Consider the following 20,914-nt stretch of genomic DNA (forward strand, 5'->3'; position numbering starts at 1 on the left):
GATAGTTCCTCCTTAACTCTTATGGTAAAAATGGGTCAATGATATTGGCATCGGGTATCCAACTTGCAGGATTTAATGCATCACTAATCTGTACTACTTCTTTTGTAATATTATCAATAATTACATATGCTCCATCCTTGGTGTAATAAACCGTAGAAGCATTTCCAGTAGATAGATTTGTGGAAGTTCTTGTTGTATACGGATTATCCACAGTATTCTTAACAGATTGTTCTGACCATCCTCTTTGGTTCATCTGATTATTCAATTTTGTCGTTGATTTAGTATCACTTCCAAATTTTATATCATCACTAACATTCCCCGTCCCCTGTAATTGTGATTTAAAGAACTTTGCTTTAATGAACCCGCTCACGATATTACCTATTTCATTATATGCAGAATCATAATCCTCTTCAACGATATGAACTGTGAATGATAACGTTGAGCTAGTAGCTTGCGTAAGTGCAAGTGTTAATCCAGATTTAATGATTGTACTACTCCCACCGCTTCCGATTGCAGAGATCAAAAATAACACATCAGATCCAGCTTTTGAAAGGTCTATCGTACCTTGAATAACATGTTTACCTGCTTTACCCCATTCTCCATTAAGTGCGTTATCCACTGCGGATGCAAAATTTTCAAGTCCAGATCCCGCGTCATTTACTACTCTAAAAGGTGTTTCAACAATACTAATTAAGATTGCATTACCAGTTTTTCTCGTTTTATCATCCATATAGTACTGTACACCATAATAACCATATTTTTCAGAATACTCAGAAATTTTAATTAAATCATTTGCAGCATTATTTAGCATTGCTTTATATAAGTAATCTCCAAAGCCAACTACTCTGTCCCCTGCGGCATTTATAAAACGAGACATATAATCTAAGAAAGAGTATTCTTTTTTATCATTTGCATCATTTTCTGCCCTAAGTTTCGTAAGTTGAGAATTTGCTCTAATAAAACTAATTCCTTCCATACCCAATTGTTCACAATATTTTTTTATAAACTCAATCTTCTTTTTCTTAATCTGTTCTTCAGTTAAGCCTCGTGCTCTCCACTCATCGATTTCTAAGTTTATTTTCTGATCTAAAGTTAGTTGAGCATTCGCAGATTTTTGCTTCGCCTCTATTGCTAACTGAAGGCTAGTCTTTGTAATAATTTTCGGTGCCGGCGCATTAACAGATTTCTTACTAATTTTCTCGGTTATCTTAGATCCGAACGTTAGACCGATTGAGCCATATACCACCGATGACCACTTGGCACTCTCATACGATTTCTTAATTGGCGACCCCGTCAAATTTGAAACGCCTTCTAAAATACCTTTACTTATTATCGGCGCCGATACCGACCCACTATTTGCCGTTTTAAGCGAATTCCATAGATTTTTAAAGAAGTGACCACTTGGATCAACTCGATTAATCGGGTTGTTTTGTACATAAATATATCGGTTTTGAGATCCAATATCTTCCGAATCTCCATGATAAGTATCTCTCGTTAAGAATACTCCTGTTTCAGTATCATAATAACGGGCACGTAGGTACTGAATTGCACCATCGTGAATTTCTCCACTATATCCTAGATTTTGAGTCGACAGTGATGTCGGCTTTCCAAAGAAGTCATAATCAAACATTTGTATTTTTTGCTGGCTTGCAACACTTAAAACTATATCATCTTTTATATTTGACACTAAATATTCAGTTTCGTCAATTGTATCATGCATAGCAGCTTCAAAACTATACAATGTACTATTTACAAGCTTTCCATTCTTATAGCTTTCTACTACAGATGGATACTCCATACTTAAATCCAGCACATATAATTCCTCAACTGTTACTTCGTTTTCTTTAAGATTTGTGAAGGTACAGGATTTTTCATTTGTAAGTGAATCTCGGTAGGAATCCTTAGCATGTTTGATTGAGTCGGCTAGATTAAGCGATTCACCATCCCAGCTTGGGCGGTTACTGCTTACAACTGAATCATATGAGTAAGTATCTTTTTTTCCATTTCGATTACCAAACTGGTCATACGAGTATTCTATGATACGCGCATCACTATTTTCAATTCTAATCATTTGGTTTTCAGAATTATAAATATATTGTTCTCGGAATCCATTATCATATTCTTTTTCAGTAACGTTACCATTCTTATCATATCTGTACGTGATATCGTAGTCTTGTGTATCTTCAACAGCTAATAATTGTTCATTTTGACCTATGACATATCTCTTAGTTCTTAGGCCATCTGTATCTTTGATTACTTCAAGCGTTCGATTACCCCGATCATCATATGTAAACTCACGAATTGTTTCAGAACCCTGTTTCAGCTCATTTACTTCGATAATCTGATCAAGCTTGTCATACTTGTATTCCTGAGTTATGTCGCGTTTTGGGTAGCTGATATTCGTAATGTTGCCTGCGTCATCATAATTATAGTAGATTTCATCAATAATGGTTTCGTCTTGGGTCGATGTCGTGATTTGAGAGGCAAGTTCATGGCGTTCAGAATATGAATAGTTTGTCTTCGAAAATGGATTAGTCGAAGTTAGTAGCTGATTTTCTGCGTCATATTTATACTTAATTGTTTCTGTACCATCAAAAATGCTTAGAATTCTCCCAAATGAGTCGATTTCTTTATAGACTTGTTTTCCACTCGGATATTCAATTAAATTTTGATGACCATTTTCATCGTAACCATATTTGATTGTTTTATTGTTTTCATCTGTTACAGATAAGACATCACCCAATTGGTTATATGACATCGTAGTTTCACCTTGCGAATTCTTGACGGATGTCAAGTTTCCTTCATGGTCATAACTATAATTGATCTTATCATCAGATTGTTTGGATACGATTCGGCCCTTTGAATCATACTCGTATTTAACGAGCGCCCCAGACTCATTGCTTTCTAATAGTTTTCCATACTTATCGTATATATATGAATCTTTTTCATTCTCTTGTGTCCGGATAGAAATTACATTACCCATTTCATCATATGATGTGTCTCGAACAACTGTTTTATGAAGTTTCACTTTAGTTTCACGACCAAGTTCATCGTATTCAAACTCCAAATAACGACCGTAAGTGTCTTCCATCGCTACTAAATTCTGCGAGTCGTACTTATATCGTGTTTCACGGCCAAGTTCATCAATTTCAAGAATTTGGCGACCAAGTTCATCATACTTTGTAAAGGTTTTGACTCCCCTGTAGTCAACATTTTCAACTACTTCAGACCGTTCATTATACACCTGAAGATTTTTTCTACCCAAACGATCTGTTTCTGAAATTAGACGTGAATTACTATCATACTCATAGTAAATTGTGCCTAAATTATCAGTAACACTAATAATGTTTCCATTTGCATCAAATTCATTCTCGCTAAATCTTCCATTCGATACTTCAATGCGTTTTTGCCGACTAAGTTCGTCATAAGATATCGTAGATTTCAAGCCATGCTCGTCAATCTCTTCATAAACTAGATTAGCCTCATTATATTTTGATTCTAAGATAAGTTGGCCATTGACATACGTTTTAATCACATTTCCTCGCTGGTCATATTCATATCGCGTTTCAATACCCGCTAAATCTCTTTTCGATACAATGCGGCCATATTCATCATAGTCTTGAACAAAATCATGATTCCGCTCCGGACCAGTTCCTTGGCTCAACACATCACCGAATTCATTATACTCTGTAATCACTTCGAGTCCATTTGGTTTAATCTCTTTGACTTTTCTATCCATTGAATCGTAAAAATATTGTAATTTATTTCCAATGGCATCTACGGATTCAATAAGTTGGTTTTTCTCATTATAATTTGAACGCGTAGTGTTTCCTTTACTGTCTATTTGCTCAATTACATTACCCTTTTCATCATAAATTATCTTTGAGGAATTACCTAAAGCATCTATTTCCTTAATTTTTTGATCATATACATCATATTCATATTCTGTTTTGAATCCCAGTTGATCAATACTTCCAATATGCCGGTTTCCGGCATCGTAGATATTTTGTACAGTTGAACCATCTGGATATACAATTTCAATTTGATTATTTCGAGCGTCGTATTCGTATGTAGTCACATTACCCAAGGCATCGATTCTTTTTGTTTCACGATTTTCACCATCATATTCAAATTGGATTGCTTCTCCGAGTTCGTTTGTGACACTTAAAACATTACCGTTTAAGTCATGTTTTATTTTGCTCTCACCATTAACTATGTCGCTTAAACCGCTTACCTTACCAATCTCATCAAAGAATGTTTCATCAAATTTTGTATCTGATTGTACTCGAGTAATTTGCCCAATTTTATTGACATCATATGTGGTGACATTACCATAAATATCAGTTTCTGAAATTAGTTGATTTTCAGAATCGTAACTTCGCGCTATTTTTAATCCGCGTTCATCCGTTGTTGACAAGATATTTCCAAATGAGTCCAGTTCATGTACAGTAGATTTACCACGATTATCGTGGCTTTCAATCAACTGACCTTTTTCATTATAGACATATGTTTTTCTATATCCATTCGAGTCAGATTCGACAATCATTTGATCTTTTTCATTATACTCATAGGACAATGTTTTCGAAATCATTGCCTCTTTAGTTTTACGGCCATACTTATCGTATTCATTGTATGTTTTGCGTCCATACGTATCAGTAACAATTACTCGACCTGCCTCATCATAGGTATATTTAATACTTCGACCCAGCGCATCGATTTCTTCTTGAATTTGTCCGAGCACATTATATACTTTTGTTTCAACGTATTCACCGTTGTTAACATTGTCATAGAGTGTAGTTTCGACACGTCTGCCTAACGCATCATAAGCATAGGTTTTTTTTATTCCAATCGGACTGATTTCTTCAACTAAAAGATTAGCCGCATTGTAAAATTTTTGAGTGATGTTGCCATTCGCATCTGTTTCCCTTATGACATTTCCGTTATTGTCATATTCATACGTTATTCCTTCACCGCGTTCATTTAGGATGGCCTCAATCTCTCCATACGCGTTGTATTCATAATATTGTTTTATTCCATTCGCAAGCGTTGTTTCCTTAATGACACCCGCTTCAAATATATTTGAACTACCATGATTCAATGAATTTAGACTTGATGTCTTATTTCCTTCTGTATCATAGTTGTATAATTCTTTTCTATCCTGCTGTATCTTAGCTGTAATGCGAGAACCCTGGTATTGATACTGCGTTTTATCCCCATTACTATCGATAGTTTCTATAAGTCGATTTTCACCATCATAGCTATTGACTGATTCACGACCTAGATAATCGATAACTTTACTTTGGCGGCCTAAAGTATCATATTCATAATAAGTTGTTCTCTCATTCTTCGTAGATGACTCTAACTGACCCAACATATTGAATACTTGAGAGTCCTCACTCCCGTCAGAGTTCGTTGTTTTAATATTACGACCCAACGTATCATACTCATAAATTGTTTCGCGCCCTGCCGCATCGATACTTTTGACCTTTTGGTCAAGGTGGTTATATACCGATGAAGTGGTTTCGTTTAAAGCATTTGTTTCGGTCAGTTGATTACCATTTTCGTCATATGTTTTATAAGTCTTACCAAGACTATTTTCTATAGAAATAACGCGCGACCACGCATCATAAACAAACACTGTATTGTTTCCCATTGGATCGGTAACACCAATTTTTTGACCATCACCGTCATAGTGATAAACTGTCTGGCGATCACCGGATCCTTCGGATACTAAGAGTCCACGTTGATCATAGGTATATGACTTTGTGATACCCTGACGATTCGTTTCCGACACTAAGAAACCAAGTGCATCATAAGAGTACGTCTCGGTTGTTCCGTCTGCGTAACCTACTTGAGTTAAATTACCATCAAGATAGGCATATGTCTTTTCCAGTCCATAAATATCTCGTGAGTATACTTTGAGACTATTCTCAAATCTATTCTCTGAAAATGTCCCATCTGCAAAATTTGTGCGAATTAAATTATTCTTGTCATCATACTGATAGCTTATAGTATTTCCGTCAAAATCCACGACTTCAATAATGTTGTTTTGAGAATCATAACTGTATGATTTAGTTTGACCCAACGCATTATTTTCGCTCGTTAAAAGATTGCTTGAATTATAGCTGTATGTATAGATCTTGCCGTCCTTTTTGGTTTCTGAAACTAAATTACCACGTTCATCGTATTCTTTTGGCATAACCAAGCCGTTTTTATCTTCTATTTTTTCTGTATATCCACGACTGTTAATGGTAATACGCTCTGTATTTCCCTTATAGTCGGTAATCTCTGTATATCCATTGCCATAGGTAAATGTTGATTTGTTTCCTAACGCATCTTTTTGACTTTTAATTCTGCCTTCTGAGTCATAGACGTTCTCAACGACTTTTGTTCCATCTTCACGACTTGTAAATGAAAGCATACGATTATTGTTATCGTATTCATACTCAATTACGAATCCGTGTTGGTCAACATATTTAGTCAAATTACCGTCACTATCATATCCGTATTGAACACTCGTCCCATTTGGTGCAGTTATTTTTGAAACATAGTATGAATTGTTGTATTCGAAAGAGAACTTCTTGCCAGAAGCACTTGTATAAATACTCAAATTGTTATTGGAATCATATGTATAAGTATTTTTTAAACCTTCTTTATTTAAAATATGTTCCGTGATATCACCATAGTGATTGAATACTTTTTTCTCATCATTAATACTTTGTGATAATTCATATTGATAATAATCAACGTCGTAGTTTTCTCTAATTGGAGCATCATCTTGGTCATAATAATCACTATCACGAGTAAATGTTCGCGTTTCGGATATACTTCGATTTAGTTGATAACTCGATCCATAGGGTGTCTTATAGGTGCCATCTTCATTACGGACAAATGTATAAATTCGCCCAGTACTATCCTGATATTGAATGGTGCCATTTTCTAAAAAGTAGAGCGATTCACTGATAGACATCGTCCAGTTACGACCAAATAACCCATCCTTGCCAAGACCCATACTATCGTAATGTCGCGATAATATATGCTCTTTGTCATTTTCAATATATCCAACATCCGGATTGTCATAAATGAAATTACCTGTATTTAAATTAATAGGTTCGTACCCATACTCGCAATGCTGGTTTCGACCGAGTAAATCTGCATCAATCATTCTCTTATCTGCTTCACTTAAAGCTGAAGGTTGATATTGTTTTGTTTGATTTTTAGTTGGGTTACGAATGATGACTTCGTTACCTGCAACGAGTAGCTCATCTGAAAGATTATTATCCCGCATAAACTGCTCTTTATCACTCACACCATAAAATGCAAGCAAGCGACTGATACGGTCATACCCTGTTGATTTATAGATTATAAAGGTATCACCCGATTTCCATTTAGAAGTTCCACTGGCATCGCTTGTTCGATATCTAACTGTATAGGGCGTTGTTTTCTTGAGTGACGTAGAATTGTAAAAGAATTCAGGCACTTGCACATTTGAGGTTAATCGGTAATATGTTTGTGCATTGCTCACCAGATTGTATCCCAGTTCTTTAGTGTATTGAGAAAACTTTCGATAACCAGTAAGTGCTGTATTTTTACTATTAAATACAGTAGAATTTCCAGAATCCTGAATTTCGACTTCTAGCGTCGATCCTGGTCTAACCATTGCATCAAATCCAAGCGCCCCAAAATGAACAACATTATTTTTTCGATCATTACTGGTGAATGGTCGCATAAATAAAACTGAATCCTCGAGTGGAAATATCGGGGATATCGGCTCTTCTTTTATCGTTGTAATAGTTACTGAAGGGCGTAATTCTTGCCAAGCGCCAGCAGCATTGTCACTTCGATGATTGAAGATAGCAATTGATGATTCTAAAGGCCCACCATTAGCATTGGACACCCCTCGAATTTCAATCCCATGATGCGTACCGCTATTTTGCCATGACTGAACAATATTTGTAATATCAAAAGTCATGTCAACAAATTGGGTTGTATCCTGAGCCCCTCGTGTATTTACTTCACCCGTACCTCTGACACCGGCGTTTGAGTTGTTTAGATAATTCATATAATTATTATAAGTAATTCCATCTACATTGTTTATATCAAAATGCTTCTCTGGATCAAGCATGTATGTATGGAATTTAACACCATTGGGACTAACGGCCGTTGATCCTGTATTATGTTTTGTGGTAAAACTTGCATTTTTCACAACACGACCCGATCCAATAATGTCGGTCATTGATTTTCCATTATGAAAGTATAAAATCGCACGGTTATCAATACTCTCAAGGGGTTGCGTACTCGTTCCTCCGAGCATTGCACCGTAATTGTAGTTCGCATTACCTGTTATTACACGATCTTCACTTGCCCATGAGCTACCAGGGTTATAACTATGATTTCTATATAACTCTCCACCTCGAACACCAAAAAGAAGAACATCTCCTTTCCCATAGTTCTCAGTCTTTTCCATCTCAACATCGACATTGAATGGCTTACTATATGCCTCACTTATGTTATCTGGAATTTTAAATTTTATTTCTAAAATATTACCATCTTGATTGATAGTTTCTACTTGTATAGACTCATCAATTTGGTTGTTCTTTCCATCACTTAATCCTCTAGGTGACACTATTCCGATTATTTTATTGTTCTTATCAAATAAATTAACTTGCTTATCTGTTTCAGAGATTTCACCTCTTACATCATCTTCAAGCTGTACTACCACAGGAATGTACTCTGTGTTTGTCTCCTGCCGCACAACAAGACCATAATTTGTTGATATTACCTTAGGCCCAGTGTTATCCAGCAACACTTGGTCTTCTACAGATACTATTTTCTCTTGAAGTTCAACAGTACCAATCGTATCCAACGAAGCCTTGTCATTTTCTACCGTAATGCTTCGATATGTTGTTTCACTAGAATATTTTCGTTCATCACTTCTTTGTTTATTTTCATCAAATTTTAAATCTATATCTCTCCAGACTCCATTCACCAATTCATGAACAGGATCTAGATAATATATTATTTTTTCTTCTCCCGTATCGTGATTAACATAAATTTTAGTATATGCGTCACGACGTGTAGCATCTTCAAAAAAACCTTCTATGCCCATTGTTGTTTCAGTCACGTTCGATGGTACGTTTCTTTTTGGAATTGCGATACTACTATGAGACAATTCATCCTTTTCTTCTGCGCTACTTTTCTCATTCAACGATACGTTATAGTATGGACCATATTCGTCAGCATAAATTTGAATATTCTGTTTTGGATTGACGACGACAAGTGTCAATAGTATTAAAAATGTCAGTACTTGTATAGTTACTTTACGAATTATATTCATGATTTTTCCCCATTTTGAATTACCTCAATTATCAAATACAAGGCATCAAAGCCTTCTAACACAGACTGTGTATCATTGCTTCTCATTGCTATTGCCATCAACTCAAGTTCTTCACCAAATTCATAAGTATACTTGTATTTGGCATCAAAATACACTTGGTCGGCATATGGCTCTGTACCAACATATTTAATGTTAAAGTAATTGTTTGAGAGATTTTTAAAGTACTTAGCAAACGAATCGAATGCTTGTGCGGTATTCTCGTCACAAATATATGGATCTGTGGTTTTCAGATAGTCGCCAAAATTACCTTCATAATTGCTGTATAATCCTTCAATATCACTTATTTTTGTCTCGTATTCTTTCTTATTTACTATTTCAACTTTCTCTTGTTTTGGTAGATGAGATGTGTCATCGTTTTTATCCTGAACACATGCTTTTAATAATAGAAGTAAGATAACTATAATAATTATTCCAAGAATAATTTTAATTATCTTTTTCTGATTATCAGATAATTTGTTCTTCATATTTCCCCCTATGCAGTAAACCGCAATTATTGTGTACAAAAATGGAGTTTCTACATTATGTAAGCGGATGGGACAGCTTCTGATACCTAACGACATTGAATCCAAAATACAGAAGCTATCTTTCTGTATTCTTAGAATTCAAACTATTTTTCCACAATAAAAAAATGGTCGATATCGATCATATAGCATTAGCGTTTACGTGTTTACTTTTATGTTGGCATTGTCCGCCAAATTTCACATAACTCCTTTCAGATTATGTTTCTCCACGTAGCGTCCTCTCCCACGATTAAAATTGATGATTACTTGCTTACGCACACACATCACAATTGTAGATACTTCTCTTGATGAGATATTCATTGTTGCCACGAACTAATTAAGTCAATCAGTTTAATTGGCAGTAAATCTATGTTTATTTCACTACACAATGTCTTAAAAGTCATGACTCTCTTGAGTGTAGCAATATATCTTCTTTCCCCAAAAAGAGATTTATTATTCGTACCTTTCAATCATATATACGAAACTTTGATTAGACAAGCGAAAATCCAATCTAATTCACCCACATTCCGATCACACCTTAATACAACTAAAATATTGTTATTTCATTGTTAAAAATACCTGTTAATTCTCAATTTTTCATATTTAAAAGTTCACTTTTGGAGTTTCTAGGTAGGTTTATAAAAAAAAGAAACGCTTTGCGTTTCTTTTACAAACCAGCCGATCTCTTACTCATCTATACACAATCATAGATAAGTATCTTTAAGTACTTTTTTCAGAAAAAGATAAGCATATTAACCAAACGAGTTGGCTCCTACGTAATGGTTAAATTTCAACTTTTTGTTTAATATGTTTCCCTCGAACAAATGTTGTTAGCAAATAGATTAGCAAACCAATCATTGCACCTATTACATTCGCAAAAACATCATCAATATCTACAATTTTAAATGATCCACAAAAATATAAGAATACAAATTGTGTAAATTCAATTGAGACTGTAAATACAAATGAATAAGAAAATGTTTCAAGAAATCTTCTTTTTACTATAAAAACCATATTGGCAAGGAAACCAAAAGGAGCAAACATAATCATATTTAGAACAAAGTTTCGAGACAAAAAATTCCGGATTGTCAAATTGGGAATTAAATGGACCGAGTTCCAAATTGGTTCACCATGCCTAATTATAAAATTGTTCTCAATTCGTGCAAGAGATGTTGGGATCGGAAAAATAGTTATATCTATTACCATAAATATATATATCAAGAAAGACGAAAACCAAAAAAAATCTCTAATATTTTTTCTTCTCCATAATTTTACGCATACAAATAAGTAGATTACAACATAAAAAGGAAAGCCAGTGTTGAGTTCTGTTGCCATTGTTTTCTCCTGTATTTTAATCCATCACTTATAATATAGTTTCTTTTATCTTTTTGTGAGCAACAGGTTTACAAACTACTATGATTTTGTGCGTTCTATTGCATACACAAATATAGATTCCGTATTTTGCACGTATGTTCCTCATTCATACTCGATGTCTAATTTCTATCGCATTTAAATACTGTGACAATGATTCTACTACTCTTTTCAAAATCATAAAGCTATCTAAGATACCGATAACTTATACGAAGCCAACATCTATTCGATTATTGAAAGAGTTTATTCAATAGACTCTAGCGTAGGGACGATTATTCTGCTCTAGACTTTTACCCTTACTATGTTTCTGATGATAAGAAAAATGTATTTGTTTCTTAAATTATTAATCCACTTTCATACCTTAGTCTTTAGGAATTAATTGACTGTCTTCCATTTCGGCAATGGCTTCTCGACAAATGAGTCAAACTGCCATGTGTATCCATCATCTTGACTAACAAACTTTGCATCAACATTTCTATTAAAATCACCATGCTCACCTTGATTCACTAACATGGTTAGGATGCCATCTTCTAATTTCGGTGCTTCTGCCTGTAAAAAGATTTGATTCCAGCTAATTCCAGATGCTTTAGGAATATCGGTATATAGACCAATATCATCAATTGGTAAAATTACTTCATCAAATGTCTCGCCACCATCCTGACTAATATATAAGCTTGGATCTTTTTCGTATGTAACAAATAGTTTACCAGCAATGATATGTGAAGCATCAATAACATGCTCACTGTACATGGGTATCTCACCAGTAGTCCAGTTCAGTCCTCCATCAGTAGTATGATGATACGTAAAAATATCCGAGTTGATTGCGACGTGACTTCCCAGCACAAGGTATCCTTCATCCCCCACAAAACTAAGATTTGCAAATGACACCGAAAACTTTCGCAGTTGATTCCCAAGATCATTGTCTGGAATAACGGATGTCGTATTCCAACTCACTCCTCCATCTTGAGAACTTGTTATGGCTGGTCCTTGATTTTTGTGAAAAACAATGATATTTTGCCCTTCAAACTCAATGCGTTTATCTTTTGTATAATGGTTTTGGAATTGAGTAGAAAAACCGGATGAAGGAATTGGTGTTTGAATCCATGATTCTTTTGAATTTGCACGTATCTTTAAATTCATATCATCAACACTGTATAAGTCTTCGAGAGGGTCTGATTCGTCACTCTTCTCAATTTCCTTAAAAGCAGCAAGCGATTCTTTTTCCCGTTTCACTTGTGTTTCTGATTTGATATACTTTAGCACGCTTTCTCGTTTTGAAAATGTTAAAACCATATCATAAGTCCACATTCCATTGTCGTGTGTCGGTGCTATATCAAAGAGCGTAGTTGGCTCTTTTTGTGCTTCTACACGAATCTCATACTCTACGATAATATCCTCTTTATCGTCCAAAAAGGATGAAAATGGATCGTTCATTTGTTCTAAAGTGTAATCCTTGATTCTATTATTCATATTCATTGGGTTTTTATACTGATTAAGATAAGCTTTTAGCCATTCATCAGTTTTATTTCCTACGTCACTATTGCTGTCCACAACTTCCACTGTAAATTGTCGTGCTGGTGTAGCTTGCTGACTCCACACATAGAACGCACCAATAACTACTAAAATACATAAAATCATCAATATAATATTTTTTCGTTTTGGTTTCATACATACTCCTTATTTTACACACAGTAATACTTTAGGGTAATCGTCTTATACCTTATATCGGTTGCGTCATTATTTGTATCGTATCAAGATTTTAGGCTATTTACAATGTTACACATTTGTTGATCGTGAGATTTGATAACATTACTTTCATCAATAGTTATTAGCATCTTTATCATCAAGTTAATCACTCACCACCAATCATTTTAGATTAAGAAAAAGTAAATTTGATTGGTTTTTACATTTGATTTGTTAATGTACAGATCTGACTTTAACTGGTATTATACGGTAAATTCAAACAGTTACTGAATACATAAGAAGCTATAAGCAGTGTTGTATTCCAAAAGAATCGACCAGTATCTTTAGTGAGTAATCGTTATTTGTACGTCCTTCAAACAACGACTTAAAGTAATCTAGATTCACCTTATTTACAATAGTGAACTTAGAATCATAAATAAAAAGACCGACTTTTTGTCGTGACGTATCTATCGGCCGTAAAGAAATCTATAAAATCTTAAGGTTTATACAACCATTTAAATTGAGAACTGTAACTTAAAATATTGCATACAACACATTTAATCAAGACTAGAACATTGGTTAAGTCTCAAAGTGTTTGGTTTATCATTTTACGATAAAGCGAACTTCAGGTAATAGTTCGACTAACTTATTATGACCATAAAAAAAACACCAAAATGTGTGAATAGATCACTTCAAGGTGTTTGTTTATCATATAAATGGTGGACCATAACGGGCTCGAACCGCTGACCTCATCCACGTCAAGGATGCGCTCTCCCAACTGAGCTAATGGTCCATTTGCTCTCATATGATACCATAGCCGAATGCCTAACTCAATGATAATTTGCAACAATTTTAAGAATCTTGAAATCTATTCGGGAATTGATTCGTTTTACACTGAACATCCATTTCTACGAGCGTCGATTGGTGATTTTATGTTTCCAATCTTAATCTCTAATTTTTACTGTTAGTATCTTTGAAATATTTAAAATGCACCTCTATAAAAGGTGCATTTTATTTAACTAATAAACCGATTGTGAGTATCCTTTTGAGTTAACTACTCATTGTTGGGTACGGATGGCGCATGCGTTTGCCCTTGATCAATCTTTTCCGGTTGATCGGGCCAATAGTAGTACGAATACGTGTTTTCTTTTAGATAAGTATTAATGACTTTTGTGTAAAAACGCGGGACTTGGGTACGTTCGTACATTGAATAGTAGTCAGTGACGTAGAGCTCGCCGTCAATCGTTTCTGGGTCCTCTATCGAATAAATACAATAGAGGCTAAAAGTACTTAAGAAACCGAGCACAACCAAAACCCCGAAACTTTTGAGAAGCCATCCCATCATTTTTGGTAATTTCTGGCTCGTGTTGATCAGACTAAAAATTGTCCATCCAACTAAAATCATAAGGGGTACAAACATAAAACCAATATGCAGTTTAGCATACGTACTTCTTAGCGCTACCTGACGATTATCAAGGATTGCATTTATAAGTAAAAATATTAAGATTACAAACATGTTTGCAATTGCGAATATTTTATAGTTTCTACTGAACCGCTTCACAAGTCGCTCCTTCTTGCTTTTCGGACATGAGTGTCCTAATCCAAGATTGTTTTCGATCAAAATCAGTAGCACCTTCATTAAACAGGCCAATTTCCACTAAATCATCTGCACTCGCAATTTCAAAATCAGTTGACATCACGTATGTAAAAATCGTTCCTTCAAAGAAAGCTGTAGTTGTGATTCCTGGGTACTCATTATCATCATAAATCTCTTCCAAATTCATTCCAGCAATCACATCTTCTACAGGGATGTCTGAATCCCCTTGAATTGGTGAAAGATCCATTGATATTGTGGTCTTTTGTTTCGTTACAAAACCGCCCTTAACTTCATATTCAGTTGTAACTTGGCTTTGAATATCATCTACGGGAACTTCGATCTTACAAACATAGTTTTCTATAATTTCGACGGGTTCAATTTTCTCTTCTGGTACCTTGTCCTGTTGCGTTGCAACCTCTTGAGGTTTTACTTCTGGTTCTTTCGTACAACCACTCAACAATACGAGTGCTAACGTTGCAAAGATAATACATTTTTTCATTCCTGTCTCCTCCTAGAAAAAAAAACTCACTTTCGTGAGCTTTATATTTTATTTACTCTCTGAACATGTAAAGCCATTTGAAGTAAGTACTTTTTGCGTTGCTTCCCAACTTACAAATTTTGCTTCTTTATCCTTTTGACCTTCAACCAATTGTAGTTCCTGAAGTTTCTTCAAGTCAGCTTTTGAGTAGTCAATGATATTGATTTCAGTGAGTGTTGCATCTTTAACATCAACGGAAACTTCAAGACCTTCAATTTTTTCAAGTTCTTTATGAACAGTCTTAACTTGTTCAAGCATTAATGCACTTGTATCCTCAACTGGTAATCCTGCAACTTCCGAAAGAGCTTTAATGTCTAAGACTGTTTCAATTTTTTGAGTCTTAACTTTATCACCGTTTGTTGTGATCGTTTGTGTTACTTTTGCTGGTAGTCCGAGCATATCAGCACCTTTGCATTCATATACTGTTTCTTTACCTGTAGATGTACATCCTGTGATGAGTAGCATCCCCATTGCAAATACAACTAATAATTTTTTCATACTGTATTCCCCCCGTATACCTATACTTTATAGAAGTTATCTTTAGTATTTGAGGTTTTCGTCTTCATCACAAACAAACAATGCTAACATTGCATTAATAATATCTGAATATTATCGTATATTGTACGAGATGGATAATTTCTCACAAACATCGGCTAAAAATTCGTTTCTGTATGCACAAATTTGATACTTGTTTTTAGTAGCGATTTCCATATTGATAACCCCAAATCGTTGCGGGATTTTCACGGCAAGGCACGCCTTTAACTTCGCATATGGCTTGAATGCCACCACTGGATGCACTGAGCGTACCAAAGGTGTTACTGCCGTTCCATTGCTGATAGGCAGACTGAATCGTACCAGTTCCAAGATTGTAGACTTCCGCATGAACATGAGGTCCTGTCGAACTTCCCGATGAACCGAGAATTGCGACTGTCTGTCCCATTGTTACGACATCACCGACTGATGCGACCGCACCATTTTGATGTAGATGAGCATAAAGAATTCCATAAACCGTTGTACCATCTGTCACGATTAGATTCATATAATTTCCATAGCCGCCATTACAGCCACTACCATATCCTCCCCATGTGGGACATCCCCCTTGATATGCGACAACCAGGCCATTTTGCGGTGCAAGCAATGGCATTCCAACCGTTCCATTTGTGGGGGCAAGGTCTACGCCAAGATGCGTTCCACCCCAAGGATAAGACCAAGTTCCTGCCGATACCCAATAGTTAGCGGCAAGTGGATATCCTAAACTTCCAGGATTGCTTGGGGGTGTAATTGCTGCGAAGTTAGATTCGGCGATTGCAACTTTTTGGACCGCCATTTCTTCTTCAATCATTAGGTGTGCTTTTTCTTGTTGGAGGACGCTCATGATAGCATTGATATTGTCTTGAGCAATTGTAGCTTCATGAAGTTCCTTTTGGTACGTATCTTGTTTTGATTTAAGATCAAGTGATGTTTGTTCCATCTCAGTTTTGTCCTGACTCAACTGTGTTACCAAGGTACGATATTCATTAATAGTGTTCTCATTGGACTTACGAATTACCTTTACCGCTTCAACACGGCGGAAAATATCGGAAAAGTCTTTAGCATTGACGATAAAATCAATATATCCATTAAGTCGCATTGTAGCATGACTTGCACGCATGTAGTTTTTCATATCATCTTGTTTATTCGTGATTGCATGCTCCTGCTCGTTTATATTAACTTGAAGTGATGCTACCTTTGTTTCCAATGTAGATATATCAGTAGCTGTCTGTTCAATCTTATGATTTAAATCTGCAACTAGTAAATGGTACTCATTTAAAGATGATGCATAATCATCAATTTTCGCAGTAATATCTGCAAGACTGGCTTTCGTATTTTTTAAGGATTCAAAATCTTGGCACTTTGCATCAGTACTGTTGCTTTCACAGTAAGCGGCATAGGCGCCCTCAGCATTGATGGTTGTAGGATTATCCATCATGGAAATAATTCCAATCAACAATGCCATTATTACGAGATAACGGATTCGTTTGGTCATAATCTGACTCCCTTCCGTATCTTTATAACAGACCAACGTGAAATGTAAATGAGAAACTTTCGCATTTACAGTATTCCCACATTTCAGCTCTAAAAAAACACGATGGGAGCTCCCGTCGTGTTTTTTGTTTACAATAATTCAATGTTTCCCTTGCAGGTTTCGTAGGTTTCATCATCCCATAAAGATACTTGAACTTCACCAATATGAGCTTTACCAAGAAGTAACATACACATTCTTGATTGACCCAAGCCACCCCCTATTGTGAGTGGTAATGTGCCATCAACGACCCCTTTATGGAAATCAAAATCCAAACGGTGCATCGCATTTGCAAGTTCGAGTTGTTCTAGCATAGCTTCGCGGTCAACACGGATACCCATACTTGATAATTCCATTGCCATTTGAAGTGGTTCATGCCAGAACATGAGATCCCCATTCATACTCCAATCATCGTAATCTGGAGCACGCATATCATGCGGTTGTCCGCTTTTTAGTTTACCACCAATTTGCATAATAAAGGTTGTTGGATGTTCTTTAACAAATGCATTTTCGCGTTCTTTTGAGCTTAAATTTGGATAAAGATCCTCGAGTTCCTGGCTGGTCACAAATGTTACCTCTGGCGAGATAATAACGTCAACATCGGGAAACTTCGTACGAATACGACTGGATGTCTCTACAATCGCATTCACCAATCCTTGAACTGTTTCTCGTAGATAAGTTTCCGTCCGTTGTGAGCGATTTATGACACGCTCCCAGTCCCATTGGTCAACGTAGATTGAGTGCAAGTTATCCAGTACTTCATCGCGACGAATCGCATTCATATCGGTGTACAATCCATTGCCTTCATGAAAATCATAATCGTGCAATGCTTTGCGTTTCCATTTCGCTAAAGAGTGAACAACTTCACCTTCTGTACCGGAAATAGCCGGTATATCGAATCGAACTGCTCGTTCGACACCACTTAAATCATCGTTTAAACCAGAATTGTTTGCAACGAATAATGGTGCTGAGACCCGCTTCAATTTTAAAGAACCCGTTAATGCTTCTTCGAACCAACGCTTAATAAATCCAATAGCCGTTTGTGTTTCATAAATTCCTAATGTTGATTGATATCCGTGTGGAACCTTAGTTTTTTTCATACTTCACCTCAAAATGTGTTTCTCTTACTATATCATATTTAGATGCTCATATTAAGGGTCTTTAAAGGCTTTAAATCAAAAATAAAGGGATTGTAGTCCCTTTATTCTAATCCTTGTTTTTAACTGTAGAGCATTGCTATTATGAATAACATTGCGAAAACCACAATAATCGTTGGACCCGTTGGCCACCCAATTTGAAAAGATAAAATCATTCCAGTAATAACAGCTAAGATTGATGCAATGACACTCACCATGAGTGTCGTCTTGCCATCTTGGGCAACGCGAGAGGCAATCAATGCTGGAAAAACAACGAGCGATGAGATTAATAGTGTTCCAACGATTCGAATTCCTACAACGATAAAAATCGCCATCATCGCGTTAATCAAAGCATTCATTCGAAAGGTACGAATCCCCTGTGATTTCGCATACGACGTATCAAAGACGGTCGCAATAAGTTGCCAATAGTAGGTGTACACAAACGTTATGGTTACGGCCACGATGATTACACTCACAATCAAATCATCGGCACTAGCGGTAAGAATATTTCCCACGAGTAGTGATTCGATGGATCGGTTAAAGCCTGGCATGACCGTTGCAATAATTAACCCAATCGCTAGACCTACTGCTGAGACAGCTGCAATTGAAGCGTCTGCTTCGATCGCTGTTTTTTCTATAAGCAGTGTTAAGAGGAATGAGACGATCACGACACATGGAATCGAAAAGAGTAATGGTTGATTTGAAAAGAGATATCCTAAAATAATGGCAGTAAAGGAAACATGAGACAGTCCATCCGCTATCATCGATTTATTGTTGAAAACGAGAAATGGAGACATAAGGGCTGCACTAATTCCAAGCAGCAGTCCTACAACCATCGCATTCATTAAAAATGGATCATGAAACATAAGTATCCTTTCTAAAGACACAATGGCCTTCTCCAACATCTAAAATACTCCGATGTTTATGGGGATTATCGGTTAAATGGTGGGTAACATTGAGAATCGTGGTGCCCGCTTGGTGAAGACCATCGATTATCGTTTCAAACTGAGCCCGAGATGCTTTATCTAATCCCGATAAGGGTTCATCAAGAATCAAAATATCAGGATTTGAAATCATAGCACGGGAAAGATATACGCGTTGTTTTTGACCGCCCGATAAATCGCTAATTTTACGATGCAATAAGTTTTCTATCCCAAACTGATGGGCAACATCAACAATCCGTTGTTTCGCATTTTTGCTCAGAAACCAGGACATTGGTTTCAGTCCCAATGCAATAACATCATAAACGCTTAATGGTATTTTCGTCTCTGTATTAAGTTGTGGTACATACGCTACGGTACGCGAGCCGAGATTGATGTGACCACTCGACACATCCAATAATCCCATAAATAGTTTGACTAAGGTCGATTTCCCTGCACCATTATCGCCAACAATATAGACATACGCTCCCTGTTGAATGGAAAAACTTACGTTATGAAGAATACACGTTTTGCCATACGAGAACGAAACATTATCAACTTCAATGATTGATAGCATGTTTTAAGTTCTCGATATTTTGTTGCATGAGATCAGCGTAGCTTACATTCGCTTTGAATTGATCTTGACTCATGTTGTGATACCCGTGTAGTTCTTTGATTTCAAGTGCCATCCCGTCTTGTTTTAGAGAATCTTGAATTGTTTTCGCAACACGTGGTTCTACTAATTCTTCGATGAATAATGTTTCCGCATTGGCTTCTTTTAAAGCTGTTTTAAGCGTAAGAATTTGTTGTGCGGTTAAATCAGCATTAGGTCGATAATCTTGAGTTAAAGAGACAATCGTTAAATGGTAGCGGTCGGCAAAGGCATCCATTGCATTGTGTCCCGAAAAATAAACCGTAGGATGATCTTGACTCTGCATGTAACGATCAAACTCTGTATGTAGTGTCATAATTCGGGTACTGTATGCAGCAGCTTGGGTTTCATAATACGTCGCATTACTAGGATCTATTTTTATGATTTCTTGTTTAACACTTTCGATAAGTTGGACATAGGTAGTGGGGTCGGTCCAATAATGGAGACTTCCATGGTCATGATCGTGGTCATCATGTGCATGGTCTCCTTCGTGTGAATGGTTAGCGTCCGTAGTTTCATGGGTGTGATTTTCCTTTTCATGTGTGTGACTTTCTTCATCGTGGTGATGTTCCTCACCCTCATGAGCTTCAACAGCACCATGATTATGGGCTGCTAATTCATAGGACTTTGATAAGTCTAGGGCGTGGTCTTGTGTTCCAAGTGTTTTAACCCATGGCTCTTGTTCTTCTCCTACAAAGATAAAGAGTTTTGAGTCTTTGATGGCTGTGATATTTCGTGCAGAGGGTTCGAAGTTATGCATTTCAGATCCCCATGGCATCATGTTTTCAACCGTCATTTTGTCACCGACAATTGCATGTGCAATATCGTATCCAATAAAAGATGTGACCGTAATATCCGGCTTTTGTTGTGCTTGGCAACCCGTCATAAGCATGAGGGATGCTGTTGCAAGAAGGGCAAATAATCGTTTCATAGTGACTCCTTTAAATCGGTAGAATGAGCTCTATCCTATCGATTCTTCAGTTAGTTGCAAAAGTTTCGCAACAACAGTATTACAAATTCACCCTGGTTTTGTCAATACTTGTTGCGGAACTTTTGCA

The 20,914-nt window shown here is 36.2% G+C and carries 12 protein-coding genes and 1 tRNA gene; all 13 read right to left on the reverse strand.

The features are described from left to right. Positions 1-19 precede the first annotated feature (19 nt). The 13 genes from G7061_RS09290 to G7061_RS09350 all read right to left on the reverse strand — a co-directional run bounded on the left by G7061_RS09290 (position 20) and on the right by G7061_RS09350 (position 20,787). Positions 20-9,337: a colicin E5-related ribonuclease gene (locus G7061_RS09290; RefSeq protein ID WP_166120828.1), complete on the reverse strand. Its 9,318-nt coding sequence runs from the start codon at positions 9,335-9,337 to the stop codon at positions 20-22. Continuing rightward, on the reverse strand, positions 9,334-9,861 hold the full coding sequence (locus G7061_RS09295; protein WP_166120831.1) for a hypothetical protein: 528 nt from the start codon (positions 9,859-9,861) through the stop codon (positions 9,334-9,336). Before G7061_RS09295 ends, G7061_RS09290 begins: the two co-directional genes overlap by 4 nt. Before the next feature lie 819 nt (positions 9,862-10,680). Beyond that, positions 10,681-11,232 (reverse strand): VanZ family protein, encoded by a 552-nt coding sequence (locus G7061_RS09300; protein ID WP_166120834.1) that lies wholly within the window; start codon positions 11,230-11,232, stop codon positions 10,681-10,683. 411 nt (positions 11,233-11,643) lie between these two features. Continuing rightward, complete coding sequence (locus tag G7061_RS09305; protein ID WP_166120837.1) at positions 11,644-12,936, reverse strand: hypothetical protein; 1,293 nt, start codon at positions 12,934-12,936, stop codon at positions 11,644-11,646. 732 nt (positions 12,937-13,668) lie between these two features. Next, positions 13,669-13,744 (reverse strand) — tRNA-Val (locus tag G7061_RS09310). Between the two features lie 261 nt (positions 13,745-14,005). Continuing rightward, a complete protein-coding gene (locus tag G7061_RS09315) occupies positions 14,006-14,512 on the reverse strand; it encodes a hypothetical protein (protein ID WP_166120840.1) in 507 nt (168 codons plus the stop codon). Beyond that, entirely contained in the window at positions 14,496-15,047 is a 552-nt protein-coding gene (locus G7061_RS09320; RefSeq protein WP_166120843.1) for a hypothetical protein, read from the reverse strand. The genes G7061_RS09315 and G7061_RS09320 overlap by 17 nt, the downstream gene beginning before the upstream one ends. A gap of 48 nt (positions 15,048-15,095) precedes the next feature. After that, positions 15,096-15,584, reverse strand: coding sequence for a DUF1307 domain-containing protein (locus G7061_RS09325; RefSeq protein ID WP_166082309.1), 489 nt, complete (start codon positions 15,582-15,584; stop codon positions 15,096-15,098). A gap of 196 nt (positions 15,585-15,780) precedes the next feature. After that, positions 15,781-17,112 carry a murein hydrolase activator EnvC gene (locus G7061_RS09330; protein ID WP_166082310.1) on the reverse strand — a complete coding sequence of 444 codons (1,332 nt, stop codon included), beginning with the start codon at positions 17,110-17,112 and terminating at the stop codon, positions 15,781-15,783. 128 nt (positions 17,113-17,240) lie between these two features. After that, positions 17,241-18,248: an aspartate--ammonia ligase gene (gene asnA, locus G7061_RS09335; RefSeq protein WP_159639259.1), complete on the reverse strand. Its 1,008-nt coding sequence runs from the start codon at positions 18,246-18,248 to the stop codon at positions 17,241-17,243. 119 nt (positions 18,249-18,367) lie between these two features. Further along, on the reverse strand, positions 18,368-19,150 hold the full coding sequence (locus G7061_RS09340; RefSeq protein WP_166120847.1) for a metal ABC transporter permease: 783 nt from the start codon (positions 19,148-19,150) through the stop codon (positions 18,368-18,370). After that, entirely contained in the window at positions 19,140-19,781 is a 642-nt protein-coding gene (locus tag G7061_RS09345) for a metal ABC transporter ATP-binding protein (protein ID WP_166120850.1), read from the reverse strand. The genes G7061_RS09340 and G7061_RS09345 overlap by 11 nt, the downstream gene beginning before the upstream one ends. Next, entirely contained in the window at positions 19,765-20,787 is a 1,023-nt protein-coding gene (locus G7061_RS09350; protein WP_166120853.1) for a metal ABC transporter substrate-binding protein, read from the reverse strand. Before G7061_RS09350 ends, G7061_RS09345 begins: the two co-directional genes overlap by 17 nt. Positions 20,788-20,914: the final 127 nt, after the last annotated feature.

Source organism: Erysipelothrix sp. HDW6B, from assembly GCF_011301115.1.
Lineage (GTDB): Bacteria > Bacillota_I > Bacilli_A > Erysipelotrichales > Erysipelotrichaceae > Erysipelothrix > Erysipelothrix anatis.

Coding starts and splice junctions, on each gene's coding strand:
- G7061_RS09325 (WP_166082309.1), bottom strand. CDS start 15,584: ATGAAAAAATTATTAGTTGTATTTGCAATGGGGATGCTACTCATCACA.
- G7061_RS09290 (WP_166120828.1), bottom strand. CDS start 9,337: ATGAATATAATTCGTAAAGTAACTATACAAGTACTGACATTTTTAATA.
- G7061_RS09295 (WP_166120831.1), bottom strand. CDS start 9,861: ATGAAGAACAAATTATCTGATAATCAGAAAAAGATAATTAAAATTATT.
- G7061_RS09305 (WP_166120837.1), bottom strand. CDS start 12,936: ATGAAACCAAAACGAAAAAATATTATATTGATGATTTTATGTATTTTA.
- G7061_RS09345 (WP_166120850.1), bottom strand. CDS start 19,781: ATGCTATCAATCATTGAAGTTGATAATGTTTCGTTCTCGTATGGCAAA.
- G7061_RS09300 (WP_166120834.1), bottom strand. CDS start 11,232: ATGGCAACAGAACTCAACACTGGCTTTCCTTTTTATGTTGTAATCTAC.
- G7061_RS09320 (WP_166120843.1), bottom strand. CDS start 15,047: ATGAAAAAATGTATTATCTTTGCAACGTTAGCACTCGTATTGTTGAGT.
- G7061_RS09330 (WP_166082310.1), bottom strand. CDS start 17,112: ATGACCAAACGAATCCGTTATCTCGTAATAATGGCATTGTTGATTGGA.
- G7061_RS09340 (WP_166120847.1), bottom strand. CDS start 19,150: ATGTTTCATGATCCATTTTTAATGAATGCGATGGTTGTAGGACTGCTG.
- asnA (WP_159639259.1), bottom strand. CDS start 18,248: ATGAAAAAAACTAAGGTTCCACACGGATATCAATCAACATTAGGAATT.
- G7061_RS09350 (WP_166120853.1), bottom strand. CDS start 20,787: ATGAAACGATTATTTGCCCTTCTTGCAACAGCATCCCTCATGCTTATG.